Raw genomic sequence first — 23,993 nt, forward strand, 5'->3', positions numbered from 1 at the left:
AATGGATTTGCCTGGGGGCAACACCGGATCGGCCGCGCGCATTCCGTGGGTCCGGCGAGTGGTCCAGCAGGTGGTTCAGCTGGCCGCCGCGACCAGTCGCGAGTACGGTCCACCGGCCGCGATCAGATCCTCGTGCGGACCCAGTTCCGTGATCCGCCCGCCCTCGACCACCGCGACCCGGTCGGCCGCCGCCGCAGTGTGCAGCCGGTGCGCGATCGCGATCACCGTGCGGCCTTCGAGCACCGCGTTCAGCGACCGTTCCAGCTCGCGCGCCGACCCCGTGTCCAGCAACGACGTCGCCTCGTCCAGCACCAGTGTGTGCGGGTCGGCGAGGACGACACGGGCCAGCGCGAGTTGCTGCGCCAGCCCGGCTGGTACCGCGTACGCGCCCGAGCCCAGCTTGGTGTCCAGGCCGTCGGGCAGCCCGGCCGCCCACTCCGTCGCACCCGCCGATGCCAGCGCTGCCATCAGCTCGTCGTCGGTCCAGTCGCCACCCGCACGACGAGCCGGTAGCGCCAGATTTTCCCGCAGCGTGCCGGAAAACGTGTGGTGCTCCTGCGTGAGCAGCAGGACCTCGCCGCGTAGCACGTCGTCCGCGAGTGTGGACACTTCGGTGCCGCCGACCCGGATCGACCCGGACGTCGGCGCCGAAATCCCGGCCAGCAACCGGCCCAGCGTCGACTTCCCTGCGCCGGAAGGTCCGACGATCGCCAGCCGCTCACCTCGCGGTACACGCAGGTCGATGCCGTGCAGCACCTCGCGGTCGGCCGTGTAACCGAAGCGCACGTCGTGCACCTCGATGTCGCGGCCGCGCGGCACTTCGGTGACCTTCTCGCCCGATTCGGCCGGTTGCACCCCGAGAATCCGCCGCGCCGCGGCCATCGCGACCTGCAGGTCTTCCAGCCAGAACAGCGCCTCGTTGAGCGGCGCGGTCATCGCCTGCGCGTACGCCAGCATCGTGGTGATCGTGCCGAGCCCGGCCCAGCCCTGCGTGTACGCCAGCGTTCCGAGCAGCAGCAACGCCGCGATCGGCAGCACGTAACTGATTTCCAGCGACGGCAGCCAGCGCAGCTGGAACGAGCGCATCCGGCGTTCGCCGAGCACCGCCTGGTCGAGCGCGCGGTGTCCGGTGCGCAGCCGTCGTTCGGTGAGGCTGAGCGCCTCCGCCGTCCGCGCGCCTTCCACCGTCTCGTGCGTGACCGACTGCAGGTCGCCCCACCGGTCGAGCATCCACGCGAGCGCCTTCGGAATCCGCCGCTGGTACCAGATGTTCACCGGCACCAGCAGCGGCAACGCGACCAGCAGCGCGAGCGCGAGCAGCGGCGACGTGATGATCATCGCGATCGTGGTGAGCAGCACGGTGACCACGGCGATCAGGATTTCCGGCGCGGCGAACCGCACCGCGTGGTCCAGCCTGCTGATGTCGCTGGTCGCGCGGCTGAGCAGGTCGCCGGTGCCGGCCGCCTCGACCTTGCCCAGCGGCAGGTCGAGCGCATTCGCGACGAACCGCTCGCGCGTCTGCGCCAGCACCCGCTCGCCGAACACCCGGCCCCGCAGCCGCGCCGCCTTCTTCGCCACCGCCTGCAGCACGAGCACCAGCACGAACGCCACCGCGAGCAGGTCGACCCGCATGCTGGTGCCGTGCCCGACGACGCCGTCCACGAGCAGGCCGAGCAGCTGCGGCCCGGCCAGCCCGATCAGCGTGGCCAGGCAGAACATGCCCAGCATCAAGGAAAACTCGCGCCGGTGCTCGCCTGCCGTGCGCACCGCCCAGCGCCGCACGTCGCGCCTCGACGCGAGCGGCAGCCGCGTGGTCATACCGGTACCGCCTTTCCGCTCACGACCTCGTCCGCCACGTTCCTCCACAGTGGACTCTGGCTGAACACCACCGTGGTCCTTCCGCTCCGCAATTCCTTGACCCGCCGCGTGATCCGCGCTTCGGTGTGCGCGTCGACCGCTGACGTCGGCTCGTCGAGCAGCAGCACGTCCACGCCCGTCGCCAGCGCTCGGGCCAGGCTCAGCCGTTGCCGCTGACCGCCGGACACCTCGCGGCCGCGCTCGCCGATCAGCTCGTCGACCCCGCGGGGCAGCGCCTCGACGATGTCCTCGGCGTCCGCGGCATGCAGCGCCGCGAAGATGTCGACCTCGCTGGGGTGCGCCGGGGCAAGCTGATCGCGCAGCACCCCGGAAAACCACAGGTCCTGGTTGTGCGCGAACACCACCCGCGACCGCAGCTCGGCAAGCGCGACCTGATGCACCGGCACCCCGCCGACCAGCACTTCCTCGCCTTCGGGCGCCTCGGTGAACCGGGCCATCCGCTCGGCGATCGTCTCGGCTTCGGCACCGAGGTCGACCACCGTCAGCCGTCCCGGCGTGGCCCGGATGCCGCTCGCCGTGTCGACCAGGTCCAGCGGACCGGGCGGCAGTGGCTGCGGCGCCGCCGGGTCGGCCAGTTTCGGCCGCAAGGCAAGCAGCCCGCACACCTTCCGCGCCGCGACCAGCGCCGAGCTCAGCGCGCTGACCTGCTCGGTCGCCGTGCTGACCGGAACCACCAGGAACGCCGAAACGCCGTAGAACGCCACCAGTTCGCCGACGCCGATCGCGCCGTCGAGCGCAAGCCGCGCGCCCAGCCAGGTGATCGCCACCGTGACCAGGCCGGGCAGCAGGACTTCCGCGGCGGCCAGCCAGGATTCACTGCGCCCGACCTCCACGCCGGAACGCCGGACCAGCTGGCTCGCGTCGCGGAATCGGCGCAGAAACCGCCGTTCGCCACCGACCCCGCGCAGAATTCGCAGCCCGGACACGATATCCGCACCGAGAGCATTGACCTCGCTGAGGTTTTCGCGTTGCACCGTCTTGCGTTTCTGCAGCGGCGCGAGCAGCGGCCCGATCCCGACCACCGCTAGCGGGACGCCGACCAGCGCGACCACGCCGAGCAGCGGCGACGTGCCGAGCATCGCGATCCCGATCACGACGAACGCCACGATCGACCCGACCGTGCGGCCGATCACCTCGAATGCATTGCCGACCCAGTTCATGTCCGACGACGTGACCGCCACGACGTTTCCCGTGGTGGTGGCCTCGCGCAGGGTCGCGCCGAGCCGCGTGGTGTGGTCGGTGACCAGCCGTTGCGTGCTGCCCGCGCCGTGCAGCCACAGGCCGTACGCGGCGAAGTGCAGCCCGGTGCCGAGCAGCGCCTGCACCACGCCGAGCACGCCGGCGACCAGCGCCCAGCGCCAGAGCGTGGACGTGTCACCGGCCGCGATCGCATCGATCCCGCGGCCGATCACGAGCGGCAGCAAGGCACTCGGCAGCGACCAGCCGGCTCCGGTGACCGCCGCGGCCAGCACCAGCCACGGCCGCGCACGCAGAACCGTCAGCAAGTACCGCAGCGGCGTGAGCCGCTCCGGCAGCCGGATGTCGGGAAACGGATAAGTGGCGGAGAGCACGATCACTGACGGTAAGCCTCCCGCCGCACCCCGCGCGACTGATTTATTGCCCGGCAAACGTTCCGTGAAGGCCACCTTCAGGCCAGCAGATTCCCTCATGGTTCCCTTCACGGACCTGGCCGGGCGGGTTCGGCTGTGACCCGGCCAACACGTAGTCTTGAGACCGTGGCGAACCCTGACACGGACACCGTGACCAGCACCGTTAACACCACCGACACCACCGCGGCAGCCGCGGCCAGCCCCGAGGTCACCCAGCCGTACGTCGAGCTCGGGCTCGCCGACGACGAGTACGCGCGCATCCGCGAAATCCTCGGCCGCCGTCCCACCGACGCCGAGCTCGCGATGTACTCGGTGATGTGGAGCGAGCACTGCTCGTACAAGTCGTCGAAGAAGCACCTCGACTACTTCGGCGAGACGGCCACCGCCGAGATGAAGTCCAAGATGCTCGCCGGGATCGGGGAGAACGCGGGCGTCGTCGACATCGGGGACGGCTGGGCGGTCACGTTCAAGGTGGAAAGCCACAACCATCCGTCCTATGTGGAGCCGTACCAGGGCGCGGCGACCGGTGTCGGCGGGATCGTGCGCGACATCATGGCGATGGGCGCGCGTCCGCTCGCGGTGGCCGACGCGCTGCGGTTCGGCCCGGCCGACGCGCCGGACACCAAGCGCGTGCTGCCCGGCGTGGTCGCCGGGGTAGGCGGCTACGGCAACTGCCTCGGCCTGCCCAACATCGGCGGCGAGCTGGTATTCGACCCGTCGTATTCGGGAAACCCGCTGGTCAACGCCCTGTGTGTGGGCGCCATGCGCGCTGAGGACCTGCATCTGGCCTTCGCGTCCGGCAAGGGCAACAAGATCATCCTCTTCGGCGCGCGCACCGGTCTCGATGGCATCGGCGGCGTGTCCGTGCTCGCCAGCGACACGTTCTCCGGCGACGAATCCGCGTCCGGACGGCGGAAACTGCCGAGCGTGCAGGTCGGCGACCCGTTCACGGAGAAGGTGCTCATCGAGTGCTGTCTCGACCTCTTCCGGGAGAAGCTGGTCGTCGGCATCCAGGACCTCGGCGGCGCCGGGCTGTCGTGCGCGACGTCCGAGCTCGCGGCCGCCGGCGACGGCGGGATGCACATCTATCTCGACCGGGTTCCCTTGCGCGCCACCGGAATGACGCCCGCCGAGGTGCTCTCCAGCGAATCTCAGGAGCGGATGTGCGCGGTGGTCGCGCCGGAGAACGTCGAGGCGTTCCTCGAGGTGTGCCGTAGGTGGGACGTCCTCGCCACCGACATCGGCGAGGTCACCGACGGCGACAACCTGGTCATCACCTGGCACGGCGAAACCGTGGTCGACGTGCCCGCGCACACCGTCGCGCACCAGGGTCCGGTGTACGACCGGCCGATCGAGCGCCCGGCCTTCCAGGACGCGCTGGTCGCCGACACCTCCGCGCAGCTGCCGCGTCCCTCGACGCCGGAAGAGCTGCGGGCGGACCTCCTCAAGCTGATCGCGTCGCCGAACCAGGCGTCGAAGGAATGGGTCACCTCGCAGTACGACCGCTATGTGCGCGGCAACTCGGTGCTGGCCCAGCCGTCCGACTCGGGCATGATCCGGATCGACGAGAACAGCGGCCGCGGCGTGTCGGTGTCCACTGACTGCAACGCGAAGTTCGTGTACCTCGACCCGTACCGCGGCGCGCAGCTCGCGCTCGCCGAGGCGTACCGGAACGTGGCCACCGGCGGCGCGACGCCGGTCGCGGTGTCGGACTGCCTCAACTTCGGCGCGCCCACCGACCCGGGCGTGATGTGGCAGTTCGAGCAGGCCGTGCACGGTCTCGCGGACGCCTGCGTGGAGCTAGGTATCCCGGTCACCGGCGGCAACGTCAGTTTCTTCAACCAGACCGGCGACACGGCCATCCTGCCGACGCCGGTGATCGCCGTGCTCGGCGTCATCGACGACGTCACCCGCCGCATCCCCACCGGCATCGGCGCGGAAGCGGGCGAGACGCTGCTGCTGCTCGGCGAAACCCACGACGAGCTCGACGGGTCCGCCTGGGCCCGCGAGCTGCACGGCCACCTCGGCGGCGTGCCCCCGCGGGTCGACCTGGCCCGCGAAAAGCTCCTGGCGGACGTCCTCGTCGCGGGCTCGCGCGACGGCATGATCTCGGCCGCGCACGACCTCGCCGACGGCGGCCTGGCACAGGCGCTCGTCGAGACTGTCCTCATTGGACAGTGCGGTGCCCGCGTTTTCCTCGACCGCGACCAGGATCCGTTCGTGCAGCTGTTCTCGGAGTCGGCCGGCCGGGTGCTGGTGGCGGTCCCGCGGACGGAAGAGCTGCGGTTCACCGAGATGTGCACCGCGCGCGGCCTGCCGTGGCGCAAGACCGGCGTGGTCGACCCGGATTCCGGCACGCTGGAACTGCAGGGCATCACGGAGTTTTCGCTGGACGAACTGCGGGCAGCGTGGGAAAAGACGCTGCCCGCCCTGTTCGACTGAAACTCAGAACGCTCAGAACGCCAGGACGAAGAAGAACCCCACGCACCAGTTGCCGCCGACCTTCGTGACGATCACGGAGCCGTTGGCGTCCTTCCCGGACAGTGTGCCGTCGAGGTTGGCGGTCACCGTGGCAGTGCCCTCGTAGCCTGCCACGGTGAGCTTCGGGTCGCCCTTCGTGGCTTCGTCAATGCTGTCCTTCGAGAAGGACTCGGTGCCCGGACAGACCATCGAGGTGGCTCCGGCCGCGTCCTTGGCGTTGATCTTCGCCATGAACGCATCGACGGTCTGCTTCGCCGGCCCCGACGCCGACCCGCCGCCGGTGCTGGGCGCGGTGCTCTCGTCGGTCGGCGGGGAGGACTCGTCGGTCGGCAGCTGCGGCGAGGACGACGGCGCCGGCGGCTGTGCTTGCGTGGTGCCCTTGTCGTCCTTGCTCAGGAAGAACCCGGGCGCGACGAAACCGGTGATCCCCAGCGCCGCGAGCAGCACCACCACGACGGCGAGCCCGATCCACAGCCCGGTCTTGTTGTTCTTCGGCGGCTGCGGACCACCCGCGCCGTACTGCTGGTTCGGGTCCCAGCCCTGCTGCGGGTACTGCTGGGTCGGGTACGCGTACTGCTGCTGTCCCGGGTACTGCTGCGGGTTCCACTGCTGCTGGTTCGGATCCCACCCGGGTTGCGGCTGGGCGTTCGGATCCCATCCGGGCTGCTGTGGAACTCCGCCGGACGCGGGCTGCTGGGCGTTCGGATCCCACCTCGGCTGCTGGGGTACCCCGCCCGAGCCGGGCTGCTGCCAGCCCTGGCCGTACGGATCCCCGCCCTGCCCGGGCTGCGGTGGGTAGGTCATGTCCGGTTCCGCCTTCCTGCTGCACCGATTCGCGCCGCGGTCTGACGCCCCGCAGGCGGCGGCGGTTCCGTCTCCGCCCCAGGCCCGCAATTGTGCAAGGTGCGCGGCCCCGGCACAAAAGCGGCTCCCGGCCGCACTGGGCGACCGGGAGCCGAAACGGATACCGGTCAGCCTCTCGCGAGCGCCTGCAGCCGGTCGTAGGCACCGTTGAAGGTGTCCTGGTCCAGCGGGCTCGAGGTGTACTGCCACACGGTGTAGAAACCCCAGTTGTACGGCAGCGTGCCCGGCGAGGACGCATACCGCGCGACCCACAGCGGTGCGGTGGCCGAGAAATCACCGCCGGCGCACTGGTTCCACCAGCTCGTCGACGTGTAGATCACCGGCCAGCGGCCCGTTTTGGCGTGGTAGGTGTCGTGGAAGTCCTTGATCCACGCCGTCATCGCCGCTTTGCTGAGCCCGTAACACGTGGCGCCGTAGGGGTTGTACTCCATGTCGAGCGCGCCGGGCAGCGTCTTGCCGTCCCCGGACCAGCCACCGCCGTGCGCGACGAAATAGTTCGCCTGCGCAGCGCCGCTGGACGTGTTCGGGGTGGCGAAATGGTAGGCGCCGCGGATGAACCCCTGGTTGTACGAACCGTTGTACTGCTGGGCGAAGTACGGGTTCGTGTAGTTCGTGCTCTCGGTGGCTTTGGTCCAGACGAACCGCTTGCCCTGGTTCCACCAGTTGGCCCAGTCGACGTTGCCCTGATAGCTGGCGACGTCGATTCCGGCGACGGTGGCCAATACCTGGTTCGGGATCGCCGCGGCAGGTTGCGGCTGCTGCGCGGCGGCGCGCGTCTCGGGGGTCGAGTGATCCCCTTCGACGCGCCTGATCTGCGACCCCAGTGCATGGTTGTTCACCTGGATGTCGGCATTGATGGCGTCGACCTCGCTCGCCGAAAGCGGGGACGGTGCGGCGGCCGCCTGCGTCGAGGCGCCGAGCAGGAGCGCCACAGCGGGGACGGCCAGAATCGAGAGCAGCGTGGTACGCCGGCCTCTTCGGGAAGTGGACATCGTCGAATCCCTTCACAGATACCCTCGCGGAGGGCGGCTATGTGCAGGTAGCCGCCACGGGGGAGATTCTTGATCAGGACCCCGCGTTTGTCACCAAGTTCCGTGAAATCGAATCGTCGAGTGGGTGATTTTCATCGATCAGCGATGACAAATTCGTGACAAAGCCACGATTGTTCACCCGAATGCCAGATTGCGGAGCGCCGAGTGGGATCCGTTGAGCCAGTTCTGATCCCCGGGCAATGTCCCCGCATTCGCGAACTGCCAGATGGTCTGCTGCGCCCAGCCCGCGGGCAGCTCGCCGACAAACGAGTTGTACCTCGCCACCCAGAGTGGATTCCCGCCGAAAGAAGGGTTGTTTCCGGTGCACCGTTTCCACCAGCTGGTGGAGGTGTAGATGGTCGGGAAGCGGCCGGTGCGGTCGCGGTAGGTGTCGGAGAACGCGCGGACCCACGCCACCATCCCGGCCGCGTCCATGCCGAAACACGTTTCGCCGTACGGGTTGTACTCCATGTCGAGCGCGCCCGGCAGGGTCTTGCCATCGGGAGACCAGCCGCCGCCGTGCGCGAGGAAGTAGTTGGCCTGCGCGGCGCCGTCGGAGACGTCGGGGCGGGCGAAGTGGTAGGCGCCGCGGACGATCCCGGCTTGGTAGGAACCGTTGTACTGCTGGGTGAACTGCGGGTTGACGAAGCCGGTGCCCTCGGTCGCTTTCACGTACACGAACTGCGCACCGGCACCCGCCGCGGCCGGCCAGTCGACGGCGCCCTGGTGCCCGCTCACGTCGTGGCCGAGGAGCTGGTCCTGGGTGCTGTACTCGACGCTCGGCTGCGCGAACACGCCTTCGTGCTTCGCGATCTGCGACCCGGCGTAGTGGCCTTCGGCACCGGCGTAGCTCGGCTCCGCCTCGGCGGTCGTGGACAGGAAGGACGTGCCGGCGAGCCCGGCGACGAGAACCGCGCTCCAGCGCAGCAGCAGACGACGCTTCACCCTGGGGCTCCTTCACCGGACGCGTGTACTCCTGCGCGTCAGATTGCCCGGATGATCGCTTTCCGGCGACTCGTGATCACTCGGCCGAGTGGTTTACCCAGGTCAGCGGCGCTCGTCGGCGATCGCCTTGATCAGGTGCTCGGCCGGGACGACGGCGGTGACGAGGTCGTGCGGATTGATTGCCACCGGATGCCCGCCGAGCAGGCCGACGATGTCGCGGCCGAGCACCGCGCGGGCGTGCGGCCACTCGCGGGGTACGAGTGACTTCGACGTGTACGCGGGCACCATCACGCGCCCGTCGGTGTTGTGGAAGCCGATGACCGTGCGCTGCACCGGGGACATCGCGTACACCAGCAGGGTCGAGTCGAGGATGAGGCGCGGCAGGTCCTCGGCCGGGCGGTGCTCGGTGCGCACGAGCTGCAGCAGCCGCTCGAGTTCGTTGGCAGGCTCGGGAAAACCGAGTGCCTTCGGCGAGGGCCGGTAACGGTCGTTGGGATGGAAGTCCTCGACGACGTCCCCCGTGCCGTTCACCGGATAGGCCCCGACGACGGCCCAGGACGGCACCGGCCCGCGGGCGTCGAACGCCTCGTCGATGACGTACAGCCAGCTGTTCGGGTTGGTCCGCGCGTTGGTGCGCATCTCGGGGGTGATCTCGGGTTTGCCTTGCGGTCCGCGCCGGGGGTACGCGTTGCGCCGCGCACGCTTGCCCGCCGAGGTCCGGGAAACCATCCGATCTGCCTCGTCCCGCTGCGCCATCGCCGTCCCTCGGTGCCGGGTGCCTGAAAGTCCGTCCGACGTCACTCTACTGTTGGGCCATGGCCTCTTCGCGTTCGGTCGATCCCGCTCAGTTACGAGCCGCGGTGCTGGCCGTTTCGGACTGGTTGCGAGGTGGCGGGCCGGATCCGGCGCGAGCCGAACTGGCCGCGGCGGTGCGCTCGACGCTGCGGGTCCTCGCGCAGGACGCGCCGGGACACAGCGTCGAGGTCCGGGTCCCGCCGTTCGCCGCGGTGCAGTGCATCGAAGGCCCGCGGCACACCAGGGGTACGCCGCCGAACGTCGTCGAGACCGACCCGCGGACGTGGCTGGAACTGGCGACCGGCCTCCTGGAATGGGACGACGCCGTCGCCGGCGCGCGAGTGACCGCATCCGGCAGCCGCGCCGACCTCGCACAGTGGCTGCCGGTGGTCCGGATCTGATTTTCCCGGTGTCAATAACGCTCGGCGGTGTCGCCGGACGCCCACACTCCGTAGAATCCCCCGGAGCCGACCCCGACTTGGCCCGTGCCGTGCTATACGGGTCGGTGCCTTGCGTGTACTTTGGGTAGTCGGACTTCGATTCCCAGGACGACGAGCGGCGATGGAAGGGCCCGGTTCATGAACGCGGTGAACGCGTCCGCTGGCGAGCAGAGCCTCGGCCCGACAGCGCGCCGGATGATCCTCGGTTCGCAGCTTCGCCGGCTGCGCGAGGAAGCCGGGATCACGCGCCAGCAGGCGGGCTACAACATCCGTGGCTCCGAGTCGAAGATCTCGCGGCTCGAACTCGGCCGGGTCGGCTTCAAGGAACGGGACGTCGCCGACCTGCTCACCATGTACGGCGTAGCCGACGAGGAAGAGCGCAAGGCCTTCCTCGACATGGTCAAGCAGTCCAACGAGGCAGGCTGGTGGCGCAAGTTCGGGGAGACGGTGCCGCAATGGTTCACCGATCTCGTCGGCCTGGAGGAGGCGGCGTCCCGGATCCAGATCTGGGAACCGCTCTTCGTGTCCGGTTTGCTGCAGATCGAGCCGTATGCGCGAGCGATCTTCAGCCACGGCCGCCCGGAAATGGCCGACGAGCGCGTGGACCAGCTGGTGGCGCTGCGCATGCGGCGGCAGAAGATGCTGGCCCGCCCGGACGCCCCGCGGATCTGGGCGGTGCTCGACGAATCGGTGCTGTACCGCCCGATCGGCGGGCCGAAGGTGTTCAAGCAGCAGCTGGAGTACCTGCTCGAGGTGACGACGCTGCCGCACGTGTCGGTGCAGGTCTTGCCGTACTGCCGGAGCGGCTTGTCGGCGGAGCACGCGTTCTCGCTGCTGCGCTTCGCGGAAGCGGAACTGCCGAACATCGTGTACGTGGAATACCTGACGGGCGCGCACTACCTGGACAAGCGCGACGAGATCGAGAAGTACAGCCGAGCACTGGACCTGCTGGCGGTCGACGCGGAAACCCCGGAACGCAGCCGAGCCCGAATCGCCAAGCGACGGCAGGAAATCTGACCGGGTTTTTTTGCTTACGGCCGGACGCGGGCGCAGCTGGGTGGGGCGGCTTCCGGAGACACGTAGGTGACGCCCATGCAGCGCGTGCGGCTACTACCGCGGGGTTGGCACTCCGGCGGAGTTTCGCTCACTCCCGCATGCTTCACCGCCCCTCCGACCGAGTTTTGATCCCGTTTGTCGGTTCTCGCCGTAGGTTTGGCTCTGGCTTGAGCCGCGGGTTGGGCTAGTGCTTGTCCGGCTTGCTTGGCGGGTTTGGCTCTGGCGTGTTCGGCCCGCGCTGCGGGTTTGGCTCTGGCGTGTCTGGCTTGCGCCGCGGGTTTGGCTCCGGCGTGTCTGGCTCGCGCCGCGGGTTTTGCTCCGGCTTGTCCGGCCCTCGCCAGAGTCCGGCCGATCTCCGCGGTTCACGTCCCCTTCCACCCCGATGCGGCCGCAGGAATTCCTCACCGGCTTTCCCGCACTTACGGCAAGAATCTGTCCACATCCCACCGTCCTCATTCGCAGGGCCAGCCGAGTTCGTCAGTAGCCAAATGGAGAAAAACGACCCCGACGCCCCTCACCGAGCGTGCATTTCGCCGCCATCGCCCTCCGCTGACCCGGTCTCTTGCCGCTCTCGCCGTCGAATCGGACATCACCCTGAGTGCCCGTTACTCACCCGCTGCGGTCGACTGAAGGAAACATTTCGCTCTCCGCACTCGCCAGACCGGGCTGCGATCACGTAGTGTAGTAATTACCCCTTTTGGGTAGTGCTCGAATCACCTGACTGGGGAACTTCTACTGAACCATGTCGTTACGCAGTGAGAAATTTGCAGAAACTTCTGCACGTGCATTTACCGCTGCATGCGCGCGTGCTAGCGTCGGAGTCACAGGCAGATGCACATGCAGATTCCTGAGCTTCCCCTCGTCCTTTCCGGAAGGTGGGCATCATGGCTGAGCGGTTCGAGAACGGCATTCCGGCCGACCGTCTGACCGGCGCGCAGTGGCGTAAAGCGAGCTACAGCGGCGCGGTGGGCAACTGTGTGGAGGTCGCCCCGCTTGCTTCTGGCGAGATCGCCATGCGGAACTCCCGTTTCCCGCAGGGCCCGGCGCTCGTCTACACGCGTGCGGAGATGGCCGCGTTCCTCGCCGGCGCGAAGGACGGCGAATTCGACGATGTCCTCGGCTGACACGGACATCGCCGAACCTGGCTTCGACATCGAGCACGGCCTGCAGCAACTGATCGCCCGCGGCTACCAGTTCGTCCACCCGACGAACGAGCGCGGCGAAGTGCAGGCCGTGGTCGGAGTACGAGTCCACGACGACGTAGTGGACGTCGTCCGCCTGAACGCCGAAGACGATGTAGAGGCCACCCGCCTCCCCGGCGGCGAAGAGAACATCTTCGAGCCGGTGACGTGGCTGTGGCGCTCCCGCGGCGAAGCAGGCGAGGTACTGGACGAAGTACTGTCCCTCCCCGACGAGCACCACCCCGCGGACACCACCGCAAACGGCTGCTGGGTCCCCGGCCGCGGCGGCCGCTCGAAATGGCTCGCCGCCCGCTGACCTCAGCCCCCTCGCGCTCGCGTCTCCCCCTGATTTCAGGCCCCGTACGAACTGGCCCAATCCACTTCGTACGGGGCCTGGCTCATGCCCACCCCGCACGCACAGTTCCGTGAAGGCCACCTTCACGGAATCAGATTCCCTCAAGGTTCCCTTCACAGCCCCACATTCCGTGAAGGTTCCCTTCACGGACTTCCCGGCACCACCCACCGAAGCCGCACCCGGCGCACCCACCGGGCCCAGGCACCCAACCGCAGCCCCCGCACCCCACGAGACCCAGCAGCCCAGACCCGGCCCTGCACCCCGATACGAAGCCAAAAACACGGTCTGGGGTTGCTTGTCAAGGCATCTTTCCCGCCTTGACAAGCAACCCCAGGCCGTAGTCACAATTCCGGCTTCGGGGTGCCCCACGCAACAGTTCCCCGAAGCACCCCCCCCAGCACGCATGATCCACAACAAGAGCACCGCTCTCCTGAAACCCTCCCCCGTAGTGGTCAGAACCACGTCCGAAACCGGCTTTCCCCCACCCCCACCCCTTACACTGAAACCAGCCCGCCCCACATCTCCCCTGGGAGCTCCTCGGTGGTTTCCGACCCCTCCGCCAGCACAGATCAGCCCGACCTGGAACGAGAACCAGACCCAGAACCCCGCGAGGAGTGTGGCGTCTTCGGCGTCTGGGCTCCCGGGGAAGAAGTCGCCAAGCTCACCTACTACGGCCTCTACGCCCTCCAGCACCGCGGGCAGGAGGCGGCAGGCATCTCCGTCTCCGACGGCGCCCAGATCGTCGTCTTCAAAGACCTCGGCCTCGTGAGCCAGGTGTTCGACGAGCAGGTCCTGCAGTCGCTGCAGGGGCACATCGCCGTCGGGCACTGCCGGTACTCCACCACCGGCGCCACGATCTGGGAGAACGCCCAGCCGATCTTCCGCACCACCGCCACCGGCAGCGGGCTTTCCTTCGCGCACAACGGAAACCTCGTCAACACCGCCGAGCTGCGCGACCGTACGGTGGCCGCCGGGCTCAAGCCGCACTCGGGGCTCACCGGCTCCTCCAGCGACTCCGACCTCGTCTGTGGCCTGCTCGCCGCCAATGCCGCAGACAAGGGCATCGAGGCCGCCGCGATGGAGCTGCTGCCCACCCTCAAAGGCGCGTTCTGCCTCGTCTTCTCCGACGAGAACACCCTGTACGCCGCCCGCGACCCGCATGGCGTGCACCCGCTCGTGCTCGGCCGGCTCGAACGCGGCTGGGTCGTGGCGAGCGAAACGGCCGCGCTCGACATCTGTGGTGCGTCGTTCGTGCGCGAGGTCGAGCCGGGCGAGCTGATCGCCATCGACGCCGCGGGCCTGCGCTCCTCGCGGTTCGCCAACCCCGACCCCAAGGGCTGCATCTTCGAGTACGTCTACCTGGCTCGTCCGGACACCACCATCGCCGGGCGCAGCGTGCACGCCACGCGCGTCGAGATCGGCCGTCGCCTCGCCACCGAGCATCCGGCCGACGCCGACCTCGTGATGCCCGTCCCGGAATCCGGCACCCCCGCCGCGATCGGGTACGCGCAGGGCTCGGGCATCCCGTACGGCACCGGCCTGGTCAAGAACGCCTACGTCGGACGCACGTTCATCCAGCCGTCGCAGACGATCCGCCAGCTCGGCATCCGGCTCAAGCTCAACCCGTTGCGCGACGTGATCCGCGGCAAGCGCCTCGTGGTGGTCGACGATTCGATCGTGCGCGGCAACACGCAGCGCGCGCTCGTCCGGATGCTGCGCGAGGCCGGGGCGCTCGAGGTACACGTGCGGATTGCGTCGCCGCCCGTCCGCTGGCCGTGTTTCTACGGCATCGACTTCGCCTCGCGTGCGGAACTCGTGGCCAATGGCGTCGACCTCGACGGAATCCGTCGTTCCATCGGGGCCGATTCGCTCGGCTACATTTCGCTCGACGGCCTGGTCGCGGCCTCCGAACAACCCCGTTCGCGGCTGTGCACCGCCTGTTTCTCGGGCGAGTACCCGATCCCATTGCCCGAGGACGCCCTCATCGGCAAGCACCTGCTGGAAAGCATGGACGCGGCCGGTGGCGCGGCGACTCCGGTCAGCGCGGCCGGGTACGGTGCCGAGGACGCCGTCCGGCGTCCGTGACCAGAGCATGTCCAGTAGGGAGTCCGCTTCCGTGAGCGAGTCCACGAGCGCCACGTACGCAGCCGCCGGGGTCAGCATCGACGCCGGTGACCAGGCCGTCGAGCTGCTCAAGCCACACGCCGAGCGGGCGACCAGGCCCGAGGTGCGCGGCGGGGTCGGCGGCTTCGCCGGGCTCTTCTCGCTCAAGCTCGACAAGTGGAAAGAGCCGGTGCTCGCGTCGTCCACCGACGGTGTCGGCACCAAGATCGCGGTCGCGCAGGCGCTCGACAAGCACGACACGGTGGGCATCGACCTGGTCGCGATGGTCGTCGACGACCTGGTCGTCACCGGCGCCGAGCCGCTCTTCCTGCAGGACTACATCGCCGTCGGCAAGGTGGTGCCGGAGAAGATCGCGGCGCTGGTCGGCGGCATTGCCGAGGGCTGTGTACAAGCCGGTTGCGCGCTGCTCGGCGGCGAGACGGCCGAGCACCCGGGCCTCATGGGCGAACACGACTACGACCTGTCGGCCACCGGGGTCGGCGTGGTCGAGGCGTCCGCGCTGCTGTCGCCGGAGAAGGTGCGGCCTGGCGACGTCGTACTGGCCATGGGCTCGTCCGGCCTGCACTCCAACGGCTACTCGCTCGCCCGGCACGTGCTGCTGGACATCGCGCGGATGCCGCTGCACGGGCACGTCGAGGAGTTCGGCCGCACTCTCGGCGAGGAGATGCTCGAACCCACCAAGATCTACGCCAAGGACTGCCTCGCGCTCGTCGCCGAAACCGAGGTGCGCACGTTCGCGCACATCACCGGCGGCGGCCTCGAAGCCAACCTCGCGCGCGTGATGCCGCGCGGCCTCGTCGCCCGGCTGGAACGCGGCACGTGGACCCCGGCGTCGGTGTTCGCCCTGATCGGGCAGCGCGGCAAGGTCGAACGGGCGGAGCTGGAGAAGACGTTCAACATGGGCGTCGGGATGGTCGCGATCGTGTCGGCCGACGACGTCGACCGCGCGCTCGCGGTGCTCACCGCCCGGCACGTGCCGTCCTGGATTCTCGGCGACGTGCAGCCCGCGGACGACCCGGACGGCCCGCGCGCGGTGCTCTCCGGAGACCATCCGCGGTTCTGACCCCGCTGAGACATGGCGGAGGACTTGACGGTCGGCGCCCGGTTCGTGATCCCGGGCGCCGAACTGCGGGAGCGCTTCTCCCGGTCCTCTGGGCCGGGCGGACAAGGCGTGAACACCACAGACTCGCGCGTCGAGCTGTCGTTCGACGTCGCGGGTTCCGCGGCAATCCCGCCCGCGCTGAAGGAACGCATCACGACGCGGCTGGGTAACCGGCTGGTCGACGGAGTCCTCACGATCGCCGCCAGCGAGCACCGCTCACAGTTGATGAACCGTGACGCCGCCCGGGAGCGGCTCGCCGACCTGCTGCTGAAGGCGTCCTCGCCGCCCCCGGCCAAACGGCGTCCCACCAAGCCGTCTCGCGGGTCGAAGGAACGCCGCCTGGCAGCGAAAAAGCGCCGTGGTGACGTGAAGCGCGGCCGCGGCGGGCGTTACGACGACTGAGGCAGCGAAAGGTGTACGCACTCACCCGCAGTGCGATATCCGACGCGGCGATACACCGTGCCGATGCCCTCGTCACCTGGGGTCAGGAAAGCCGTGTCGGCACCTCGTTCGTGCGCGAGACGGGTGATCCGCGCGGTGATCGCCGCCGCAATGCCCCGGCCGCGATACTCGGCAGTCACGGCGATTCCGGCCACTTCGCTGACCCCGCCGACGATCTCCAGCGCTGACCCACCGCCGACGATCTGGTCACCGATTTCCGCGAGCACACTGAGATAACCGCGGCTGTGCTCGATCTCTGCATCGGAAACCTCCGGCGGCTCCCCGAACGCGACGTTCTGGGCCGCCCACAGGCGGCGGAGGTCGTGGTCGGAGCCGGGTTCGCGCAGCCGGACCCCATCGGGCGCCAGCCGGTCGACCCGCTCGGCCGGGGTGCAGGTCATCACCGGCACGCGCCGTTCGAGCACGTACCCCTGCGCGGTGAGCGCGGTTTCGACGGCCGGGGCCGCCTCGGTGAAGAACTCCAGCCGCGGCAGGAGATCGCGTCTCCGGTAGGCCGCGGTCAGGTCGGCGATGTCGGTGGGTGACGGCGTGGCGCCGTCGTCGGGAATGGCGTAATTGAGCATCGGATGGCCGGTGTCCCGCGCGAAAGTGGCGAGAAAAGGGCCGATCCGCTCGGAATCACGACCATTCGGTGCGGTTGCGCGAACGTATGCCTGAAGGGTGGACATTTCCGGGAAAGCCTTTCGAGCGGAAAACCACCTTCATCCTGTCATCGCCCGCAACCGGGTTTACCGGCGATCCGGATGGCTCAGCCGCGCATAACGCTCGGTCTGGGGCGCGCGATGCAACTGCACCGGCGCCTCGCACACCCGCCGGATCTGCTGGGGGATCCGGGGTACCGGGCGGTGGTCGAAGATGCGCCACCACGGTCTCGTCAAGGCCGCTCCGATCGTGGCGCCAAGGGTGTTGAGCAGGACGTCGTCCGTCGAGGTGACGCGACCGGCGTGGATCACGTACTGCACGGTCTCCACCAGCACCGACACCGCCAGCGCCGCGATCGCGATGCGGGCGGAGGAGCGCAGCCGGCGGACTCTCAGCGGCAGCAGCGCGCCAAGTGGCAGCAGCAGGAGCAGGTTGCCGATCACCTGCCACCACGAACCGTCCGCGAAGGCGTCGGCCAGGTCGGCGCCCGGCGTCAGGTCGAGGGTGCTCGTGTTCTCGGTGCCGACGGGCATGGTCACCACGAGCAGCACCAGCACGCCGAGGACGACCAGCGCGATGTCCACCCCAGAGGTCGGCACCGCGTGGTCCGTCCCTCTTCGGCGGCGCCGGGTGGCGAGCATCGGCCAGCAGCACACCGCTTGTGAAACCACGATGACCGCGACCGGAACGATTCCCCAGAAAGCGCGCAGCAGGGCACCCATGCGCTTCCTTTCTCGAAACCCCGACCCCCTCGCAAGATCACCTTCGCATCACGGGATGCGCCCGGCACCTTCAGCCACCCGCCCTAACCGGTGATCTTTCCAGTGGCGCGAAACGGAATCCTGTGCTGCACCGAGCCGAGATAGTCCACAATGGAGTTTTCGGGACCGCGAAAACCCTTGTCCAGGGACGAAAACGATCAGCTCATCGAGCGACGGCGCGAGCCCGGTCGACCACCCACGCGAGGTGCACGCCACGGCGGACATCGCACGGATGTGTGGTGGTACCGCACGACACCATCGCGGCGAAATCGTCCAGCAGCGCGGTGTACGCGTCGTTCGCCGTGCCAGTGCGGCCCAGCGTGCGGAAACCGTGGTCGCCGTACACCGAGAACTCGACGACCGTCGGCTGCACCGGCAGCCGCAGCGACAGCGCCGCCGTGCTCGTGACGCCGCCTTCGTGTTCGAGCATCAGCTGCCACAGATCGTCGGCGCTGCGGCGGGCGGCGAGGACGTCGGTGATCGGCCCGAGCGCTGCGTCGAGCAGGTCGAACGCGTGCGGGCCGATGTCGGCGAGCGCGCCACCGGCCGGGTCTTGCCGCCACGCCGACGTCGCGTACCGGCCGCCGAGCAGCGCGCCGGACAGCCAGCGCGCGCCGCCGCCGCGCCAGGCACCGGCGCGCGTGACGCCGTCCAGCCAGTCGCGGGTCTGCTGGGAAAACCGCAGCGTGAGCATCACGAGCGAGGCGACCCCGGCCTTCGTCACCGCGTCGGCGAGCCGTTCGGCTCCAGCCAGGTCCGCGGCGACGGGCTTCTCCAGGATCAGGTGTTTGCCCGCCTCCGCCGCGCGGGTCGCGATCTCCGCCTGCACCGACGGCGGTACGGCGAACGCCAGCGCGTCTACCTGCGAGAACAGCTCGTCGAGGTCGTCTGTGGGCACCGCGTCGTACGCCTGCGCCAGCGATTGCGCGGCCTCCGGACGGCGGCTCCACACGGCAGTGAGCGCCGTGCCCGGATGGTCGGCGAGCCCGGGCGCGTGCACGGTGGTCGCCCACGGTCCGGTTCCGACGAGGCCGACGCGCAACTGGTCCACTCCCACGCCCGGAAGTGTAGGTGTGGCCCCCGTCGCTTCCGGCGGGTGCCTGCGGTGGGTTAACGTCGACAGGTTCTACGCCACGATCGGGGGAAGCCGGTGAAAATCCGGCGCTGGCCCGCAACCGTGAGCGGCCCCTCGGGGCCGTGAGCCGGATCGCCCGTCGTGGTCCCATCGATGCGAGGTTCATCCGACATGCGGTTCGTGCACGTGCGCCACTGGGGGAGAGTTCTCGCCGGTTGCGCCCTTCTTCTCACCACCGGTCTCGGCGGGGCGGCGCCCGCCTCCGCAACCGTGCCCGGCAAGGGCACCGCGGGTTACTGCCAGGACGACAACGGCGTCACCGTGATCGTCGATTTCCAGGGTCTCGGCGGCGAAACCCTCATCCGCTGTGCCCCCGGGCCGCAGGAAAACGGCGTCACCGCCCTGCAGAACGCCGGGCTGGAGCTCGCCGGCGCGGGCAAGTACGGACTCGGCGTGATGTGCAAGATCGAGGGCAAACCGGCCGACCAGACCTGCACCGGCATGCCGCCGGAAACCGCGTCGTGGAGTTTCTGGACCGCCACCAACGGCGGGAAGTGGGCGACCGCGCAGGTCGGCGCGCAGAGCTGGAAGCCGCCTGCCGGAGCGTTCGAGGGCTGGTCGTTCGCGATCGGCAAGTCCTACACCGAATACCCGCCGCCGCGTACCGAACCGGTCCGCAAGGCCGTTGCACCCGCCGAGGCGCCGGCTTCCAGCACGGGCAGCAGCTTCCAGTGGGGTCTCGTGATCGGCATCGTGGTCGTCGTGCTGATCGCGCTGGCCGGGACGGTCGTCGCGGTGCGGCGCCGGCGTGGTGCGCAGTAACGAGCGGGCGCTGCATCCCGGCGCGTGGTGGGTGTGGGCGCTCGCGCTCGCCGTCGCCGCGAGCCGGACCACGAACCCGTTGCTGCTCGCGTTGGTGATCGCGGTGGCCGGGTTCGTCGTGGTGCTCCGTCGCGGGGACGCGCCGTGGGCGGTGGCGTTCCGGATGTACGCGTTCGTCGCGGCCGCGATTCTCGTGTCCCGCGTGCTGTTCCGGATCCTGATCGGCGGTGAGGACGGCGGGCACATCCTGTTCACGCTGCCGTCCATCCCGTTGCCGAGTGCGGCCGCCGGGATCGAGCTGCTCGGTTCGACGTCGGCCGAGGAGCTGCTCGGCGGCTTCTACGACGGGCTCCGGCTCGCCACGATCGTGCTCTGCGTCGGCGCCGCGAACGCGCTGGCGAACCCGAAACGCCTGCTCAAGGCGGTTCCCGGGGCGCTGTATGAGGTGGGGACGGCGGTCACCGTCGCGTTGTCCGTGGCGCCGCAGCTGGTCGAGAGCGTGCAGCGGGTGCGCCGCGCTCGCCGGCTGCGTGCCGGACGGACCCGTGGCCTGCGCTTCGTGAAGGGGATTTTCGTGCCGGTGCTGGCCGACGCCATGGACCGGTCGCTGCAGCTCGCGGCGGCCATGGACTCCCGCGGTTACGGACGGCGCGGGTACCTCTCGCCGCGCGTCCGCGTGCTGATCGCGACCTGCGTGCTGGCTGGGCTGGTCGGTGTCGCGGTCGGGGTGTACGGCGTGCTCGACGGGTCCGCGTCGTGGCTCGGCGTGCCGATGCTCGTGGCCGGTCTGGTGCTCGCCGGGGCCGGGTTTGTGGTGGGCGGCAGGCAAATCCGGCGGACGACATATCGGCCCGACCCGTGGCGGCTGCCGGAAACCCTGGTCGCGCTGTGCGGGGTCGCGACGGCGGTGCTGGTGCTCGTGGCGGACCCGGTTTCGCTCGTCACCCCGGCGAGCCCGCCGACCTGGCCCGAGCTGCCGTTGCTGCCGACCGCCGCGGTCCTCGTCGCCCTACTGCCCGCGTGGTTTGCGCCGCGCCCGGCTCTGGTGGTCGCCCGATGATCGAGTTCTCGCAGGTCAGCGTCACCTACGACGGTTCTTCGCGGCCGGTGCTCCGGAATGTCGACCTCGTGGTGGAGGAAGGCGAACTGTGCCTGGTCGCGGGCCGAACCGGAGTCGGTAAGTCGACATTGCTCGGCGCCATCAACGGTCTCGTCCCGCACTTCACCGGCGGACGGCTCACCGGGTCGGTCGAGGTCGCCGGGCTCGACACCGCCACGCATCCGCCGCGTGAGCTGGCGGCCGTCGTCGGCGTGGTCGGGCAGGATCCGCTGGCCGGGTTCGTCACCGACACCGTCGAGGAGGAGCTTGCCTACGCGATGGAGCAGCTCGCCGTCGCGCCGGACGTGATGCGCAAGCGCGTCGAGGAAACGCTGGACCTGCTGGGGATTGCCGACCTGCGCGACCGTCCACTGAGGACACTCTCGGGCGGGCAGCAGCAACGCGTCGCGATCGGTTCGGTGCTGACGGCGCATCCGAGCGTGCTGGTGCTCGACGAGCCGACGTCCGCGCTCGACCCGACCGCGGCCGAGGAGGTGCTGGCCGCCATCACGCGCCTGGTGCACGACTTGGGGACCACGGTCGTCGTCGCCGAGCACCGGATGGAACGCGTGGCGCAGTACGCCGACCGCCTCCTGTACCTGCCCGGCGACGGCTCGGTGGTGTCCGGCCAACCGGCAGAGGTGTTCGCGGAGACGGACGTCGCGCCGCCGATCGTGGAACTGGGCCGCTTGGCCGGATGGTCACCGCTGCCCCTCTCGGTCCGCGACGCCCGCCGCCTGGCCCGGCCGCTGCGGGAACGGCTGGCCGCAAAGCGCCCCAATGTGGCATTGGGTGCGTCAGATGCACCGAACGCCACATTGGGTGCGTCAGATGCACCCAATGCCACATTGGGGTGGTCTGGGCGGGTGGTGCTCAACGCGCGTGGAGTGCGGGTGCGGTACGGCGGCGTGCAGGCTGTGCGGGGCGTTGACCTGCAGCTGAACCGGGGTGAGGTCGTTGCGTTGATGGGGCGCAACGGGTCGGGGAAGTCGTCGCTGTTGTGGGCTTTACAGGGCAGCGGACCACGGTCCGAGGGCACCGTCGACGTGCTCGGCGCCGACCCCAAGACCCTGCGGTCGCGGGCCGCGCACACCCGGGTCGGGCTGGTCCCGCAAACCCCGGCTGACCTGCTGTACCTCGATTCGGTCGCCGCTGAATGCCGCCAGGCGGACGTCGAATCGGGCGCCCCTGCCGGTACCGCGCGGGCGCTGCTCGACCGGCTCGTCCCCGGCGTCGGCGATGACACGAACCCGCGTGACCTGTCCGAAGGCCAGCGGCTGGCTCTGGTGCTGGCCGTGCAACTGGCCGCCGCACCGCCGGTCGTGCTGCTGGACGAGCCGACCCGCGGCCTGGACTACCCGGGGAAACGCCACTTCGCGACCGTCCTGGCCGACCTTGTCGCCGACGGGCACGCGGTCCTGCTGGCCACCCACGACGTCGAGTTCGTCGCCGCTGCCGCGCACCGCGTGGTGGTGCTCGCCGAGGGCGAAGTGGTGGCCGACGGCCCGACCGCGGACGTCGTCGTGGCTTCGCCCGCCTTCGCGCCGCAGGTCGCGAAGATCCTCGCGCCAGAGCCCTGGCTGACGGTCGACGCGGTGGCGAAGGCGCTGGCGTGACGGACTTTCTGGGCCCCGCCGTCCGGATCCGGCGTCGCACGGCATTGGTCCTGACGACCGCTGTGGTGGCTGGCCTGGCGATGTTCTGCTGGCCGTTGCTCAGCAGCAGCCCAGGGACCGCGGCACACACGACCGACGCGCCGTTCGTGTTCATGGTGACCCTGCCGGTGCTGATCCTCATCGTGCTGGCCGAGCTGTCCAGCGGCGGGCTCGACGCGAAAGCGCTGGCTCTGCTGGGCGTCCTGGCCGGGGTCGACGCAGCGTTACGGCCGCTCGGTGCGGGTACCGGCGGGATCGAGCTGGTGTTCTTCCTGCTCGTGCTGGCCGGACGCGTGTTCGGACCGGGTTTCGGCTTCGTGCTCGGCTCGACGTCGCTCTTCGCGTCCGCGCTGCTCACCGGCGGGGTCGGGCCGTGGCTGCCGTTCCAGATGCTGGCGTCGTCGCTGCTCGCGATGGGTGCGGGGCTGTTGCCCGGCCGGGTCAAGGGCCGGTGGGAGATCGCGATGCTGGCCGCGTACGGCGTGGTCGCCGCGTACTTCTACGGCCTCGCGATGAGCATGTTCACCTGGCCGTTCCTGGCCGGGACGACCGAGCTGGGCTTCGTCCCGGGCGGCTCGCTCGGGGAAAACCTGCACCGGTTCCTGGTGTTCACCGTGCTGACGTCCACGCTCGGCTGGGACACCGGACGCGCGCTGACGAACCTCGTCGCGATTCTCGTGCTGGGTCCGGCAGTGCTGACCGTGCTGCGGCGCGCCGCCCGGCGCGCCGCATTCGGCTCACGAGTATGAGTAGAACCCGCGCCCGGTCTTCTTGCCCAGCAGGCCCGCGTCGACCATGCGCAGCAACAGCGGCGGCGACGAGTACAGCGGCTCCTTGAACTCCGCGTACATCGAGTCCGCGATGGCCTTGATGGTGTCGAGGCCGATCAGGTCGGACAGCCGCAGCGGACCCATCGGGTGCGCGGTGCCCAGCTCCATGCCGCGGTCGATGTCCTCGGCCGAGGCGAAGCCCGATTCGATCATCCGGATCGCCGACAGCAGGTACGGCACCAGCAGCGAGTTCACGATGAACCCCGCGCGGTCCTGCGAACGGATCACCGTCTTGCCCAGCGCCCCGGTGGCGTGCTCCTCGGCGCGGCGGGCGGTGTCGTCGCTGGTGAGCAGCGACGGGACCAGCTCGACCAGCGGCAGCACCGGTACTGGGTTGAAAAAGTGGATGCCGACGACCTGCTGCGGACGGCCGGTGGCCATGCCGAGCTTCATGATCGGGATCGACGACGTGTTGGAGGCGAACAGCGCGTCCTCGCGTTCGACGATCTTGTCCAGCTGGCGGAAGACGTCGACCTTGGCCTGCTCCTGCTCGAGGATGGCCTCGATGACGAGGTCCCGGTCGGCGAACTCCGCGAGGTCGGTGGTGAACCGCACCCGCCCGAGCGCCGCTTCGGCGTCCTCGGCGGCCAGCTTGCCGTTGCGGACGCCGCGCTGCAGCGACTTCTCGATGCGCGCTTTGCCTGCATCGAGGGCGGGCTGGTTCACCTCGGTGACCAGCACGTCCAGGCCGGCCTTGGCGTGCACCTCGGCGATCCCGGAGCCCATCAGCCCGGCCCCGATCACTCCCACTCGCGCTACGTCGCTCACCGGTTCACTCCTTAGTC

At 69.5% G+C, this 23,993-nt stretch carries 22 protein-coding genes and 1 riboswitch; of the genes, 12 read left to right on the forward strand and 10 right to left on the reverse strand.

Annotated features, from left to right (window positions below; all coding sequences use genetic code 11):
- Positions 1 to 75: 75 nt before the first annotated feature.
- A complete protein-coding gene (locus tag OO71_RS13520; RefSeq protein WP_033290089.1) occupies positions 76 to 1,818 on the reverse strand; it encodes an ABC transporter ATP-binding protein in 1,743 nt (580 codons plus the stop codon).
- Positions 1,815 to 3,449, reverse strand: coding sequence for an ABC transporter ATP-binding protein (locus OO71_RS13525; RefSeq protein ID WP_033290142.1), 1,635 nt, complete (start codon positions 3,447 to 3,449; stop codon positions 1,815 to 1,817). Before OO71_RS13525 ends, OO71_RS13520 begins: the two co-directional genes overlap by 4 nt.
- Before the next feature lie 165 nt (positions 3,450 to 3,614).
- On the opposite strand from OO71_RS13525, the gene purL reads away from it, so the two are divergent.
- Entirely contained in the window at positions 3,615 to 5,930 is a 2,316-nt protein-coding gene (gene purL / locus OO71_RS13530; RefSeq protein ID WP_033290090.1) for a phosphoribosylformylglycinamidine synthase subunit PurL, read from the forward strand.
- A 12-nt stretch (positions 5,931 to 5,942) separates the two neighbouring features.
- Here the strand turns inward: purL and OO71_RS13535 are convergent, their stop codons facing one another.
- The 4 genes from OO71_RS13535 to OO71_RS13550 all read right to left on the reverse strand — a co-directional run bounded on the left by OO71_RS13535 (position 5,943) and on the right by OO71_RS13550 (position 9,565).
- Positions 5,943 to 6,773 carry a hypothetical protein gene (locus OO71_RS13535; RefSeq protein ID WP_033290091.1) on the reverse strand — a complete coding sequence of 277 codons (831 nt, stop codon included), beginning with the start codon at positions 6,771 to 6,773 and terminating at the stop codon, positions 5,943 to 5,945.
- 167 nt (positions 6,774 to 6,940) lie between these two features.
- Positions 6,941 to 7,825: a lysozyme gene (locus OO71_RS13540; protein ID WP_033290092.1), complete on the reverse strand. Its 885-nt coding sequence runs from the start codon at positions 7,823 to 7,825 to the stop codon at positions 6,941 to 6,943.
- 174 nt (positions 7,826 to 7,999) lie between these two features.
- Positions 8,000 to 8,809: a lysozyme gene (locus OO71_RS13545; protein WP_033290093.1), complete on the reverse strand. Its 810-nt coding sequence runs from the start codon at positions 8,807 to 8,809 to the stop codon at positions 8,000 to 8,002.
- 102 nt (positions 8,810 to 8,911) lie between these two features.
- Positions 8,912 to 9,565: a type VII secretion system-associated protein gene (locus OO71_RS13550; protein WP_033290094.1), complete on the reverse strand. Its 654-nt coding sequence runs from the start codon at positions 9,563 to 9,565 to the stop codon at positions 8,912 to 8,914.
- 59 nt (positions 9,566 to 9,624) lie between these two features.
- Between OO71_RS13550 and OO71_RS13555 the strand changes: the two genes are divergently transcribed.
- From OO71_RS13555 to arfB, 7 genes are all read left to right on the forward strand, one after another.
- Complete coding sequence (locus tag OO71_RS13555) at positions 9,625 to 10,005, forward strand: sterol carrier family protein (RefSeq protein WP_033290095.1); 381 nt, start codon at positions 9,625 to 9,627, stop codon at positions 10,003 to 10,005.
- 177 nt (positions 10,006 to 10,182) lie between these two features.
- Positions 10,183 to 11,061: a helix-turn-helix domain-containing protein gene (locus tag OO71_RS13560; RefSeq protein ID WP_033290096.1), complete on the forward strand. Its 879-nt coding sequence runs from the start codon at positions 10,183 to 10,185 to the stop codon at positions 11,059 to 11,061.
- Between the two features lie 923 nt (positions 11,062 to 11,984).
- Positions 11,985 to 12,224, forward strand: a complete 240-nt coding sequence (locus OO71_RS13565; protein WP_033290097.1) for a DUF397 domain-containing protein — start codon at positions 11,985 to 11,987, stop codon at positions 12,222 to 12,224.
- Positions 12,211 to 12,597, forward strand: coding sequence for a hypothetical protein (locus OO71_RS13570; RefSeq protein ID WP_033290098.1), 387 nt, complete (start codon positions 12,211 to 12,213; stop codon positions 12,595 to 12,597). Before OO71_RS13565 ends, OO71_RS13570 begins: the two co-directional genes overlap by 14 nt.
- A gap of 579 nt (positions 12,598 to 13,176) precedes the next feature.
- Positions 13,177 to 14,721, forward strand: coding sequence for an amidophosphoribosyltransferase (gene purF, locus OO71_RS13575; protein ID WP_033290099.1), 1,545 nt, complete (start codon positions 13,177 to 13,179; stop codon positions 14,719 to 14,721).
- 31 nt (positions 14,722 to 14,752) lie between these two features.
- On the forward strand, positions 14,753 to 15,823 hold the full coding sequence (purM, locus tag OO71_RS13580) for a phosphoribosylformylglycinamidine cyclo-ligase (RefSeq protein ID WP_033290100.1): 1,071 nt from the start codon (positions 14,753 to 14,755) through the stop codon (positions 15,821 to 15,823).
- A 12-nt stretch (positions 15,824 to 15,835) separates the two neighbouring features.
- Positions 15,836 to 16,264 carry an alternative ribosome rescue aminoacyl-tRNA hydrolase ArfB gene (arfB, locus tag OO71_RS13585; protein WP_211260514.1) on the forward strand — a complete coding sequence of 143 codons (429 nt, stop codon included), beginning with the start codon at positions 15,836 to 15,838 and terminating at the stop codon, positions 16,262 to 16,264.
- On the opposite strand, the gene OO71_RS13590 is transcribed toward arfB, so the two are convergent.
- The 3 genes from OO71_RS13590 to OO71_RS13600 all read right to left on the reverse strand — a co-directional run bounded on the left by OO71_RS13590 (position 16,252) and on the right by OO71_RS13600 (position 18,784).
- Positions 16,252 to 16,992, reverse strand: a complete 741-nt coding sequence (locus OO71_RS13590) for a GNAT family N-acetyltransferase (RefSeq protein WP_033290101.1) — start codon at positions 16,990 to 16,992, stop codon at positions 16,252 to 16,254. The two genes, arfB and OO71_RS13590, sit on opposite strands and share 13 nt — an antisense overlap.
- A gap of 60 nt (positions 16,993 to 17,052) precedes the next feature.
- Positions 17,053 to 17,688 carry a VanZ family protein gene (locus tag OO71_RS13595; RefSeq protein WP_033290102.1) on the reverse strand — a complete coding sequence of 212 codons (636 nt, stop codon included), beginning with the start codon at positions 17,686 to 17,688 and terminating at the stop codon, positions 17,053 to 17,055.
- A gap of 202 nt (positions 17,689 to 17,890) precedes the next feature.
- Positions 17,891 to 18,784: a Gfo/Idh/MocA family protein gene (locus OO71_RS13600; protein ID WP_084144918.1), complete on the reverse strand. Its 894-nt coding sequence runs from the start codon at positions 18,782 to 18,784 to the stop codon at positions 17,891 to 17,893.
- Between the two features lie 33 nt (positions 18,785 to 18,817).
- A riboswitch (cobalamin riboswitch) is annotated at positions 18,818 to 18,956 on the forward strand.
- Positions 18,957 to 18,973: 17 nt separating this feature from the next.
- Here OO71_RS13600 and OO71_RS13605 point away from each other — a divergent pair.
- The 4 genes from OO71_RS13605 to OO71_RS13620 are packed head-to-tail and all read left to right on the forward strand — an operon-like array spanning position 18,974 to position 23,127.
- Positions 18,974 to 19,624: a hypothetical protein gene (locus OO71_RS13605; RefSeq protein ID WP_051791517.1), complete on the forward strand. Its 651-nt coding sequence runs from the start codon at positions 18,974 to 18,976 to the stop codon at positions 19,622 to 19,624.
- Positions 19,611 to 20,684: a CbiQ family ECF transporter T component gene (locus OO71_RS13610; protein ID WP_156096281.1), complete on the forward strand. Its 1,074-nt coding sequence runs from the start codon at positions 19,611 to 19,613 to the stop codon at positions 20,682 to 20,684. Before OO71_RS13605 ends, OO71_RS13610 begins: the two co-directional genes overlap by 14 nt.
- The gene (locus OO71_RS13615; protein WP_033290103.1) at positions 20,681 to 22,339 is read left to right on the forward strand and encodes an ABC transporter ATP-binding protein; all 1,659 of its coding nucleotides are present in this window, start codon (positions 20,681 to 20,683) and stop codon (positions 22,337 to 22,339) included. The genes OO71_RS13610 and OO71_RS13615 overlap by 4 nt, the downstream gene beginning before the upstream one ends.
- Positions 22,336 to 23,127 (forward strand): ECF transporter S component family protein, encoded by a 792-nt coding sequence (locus tag OO71_RS13620; protein ID WP_033290104.1) that lies wholly within the window; start codon positions 22,336 to 22,338, stop codon positions 23,125 to 23,127. Before OO71_RS13615 ends, OO71_RS13620 begins: the two co-directional genes overlap by 4 nt.
- Here the strand turns inward: OO71_RS13620 and OO71_RS13625 are convergent.
- Entirely contained in the window at positions 23,116 to 23,976 is an 861-nt protein-coding gene (locus OO71_RS13625) for a 3-hydroxybutyryl-CoA dehydrogenase (protein ID WP_084144919.1), read from the reverse strand. The two genes, OO71_RS13620 and OO71_RS13625, sit on opposite strands and share 12 nt — an antisense overlap.
- Positions 23,977 to 23,993: the final 17 nt, after the last annotated feature.

The organism is Amycolatopsis jejuensis, from assembly GCF_000717335.1.
GTDB lineage: Bacteria > Actinomycetota > Actinomycetes > Mycobacteriales > Pseudonocardiaceae > Amycolatopsis > Amycolatopsis jejuensis.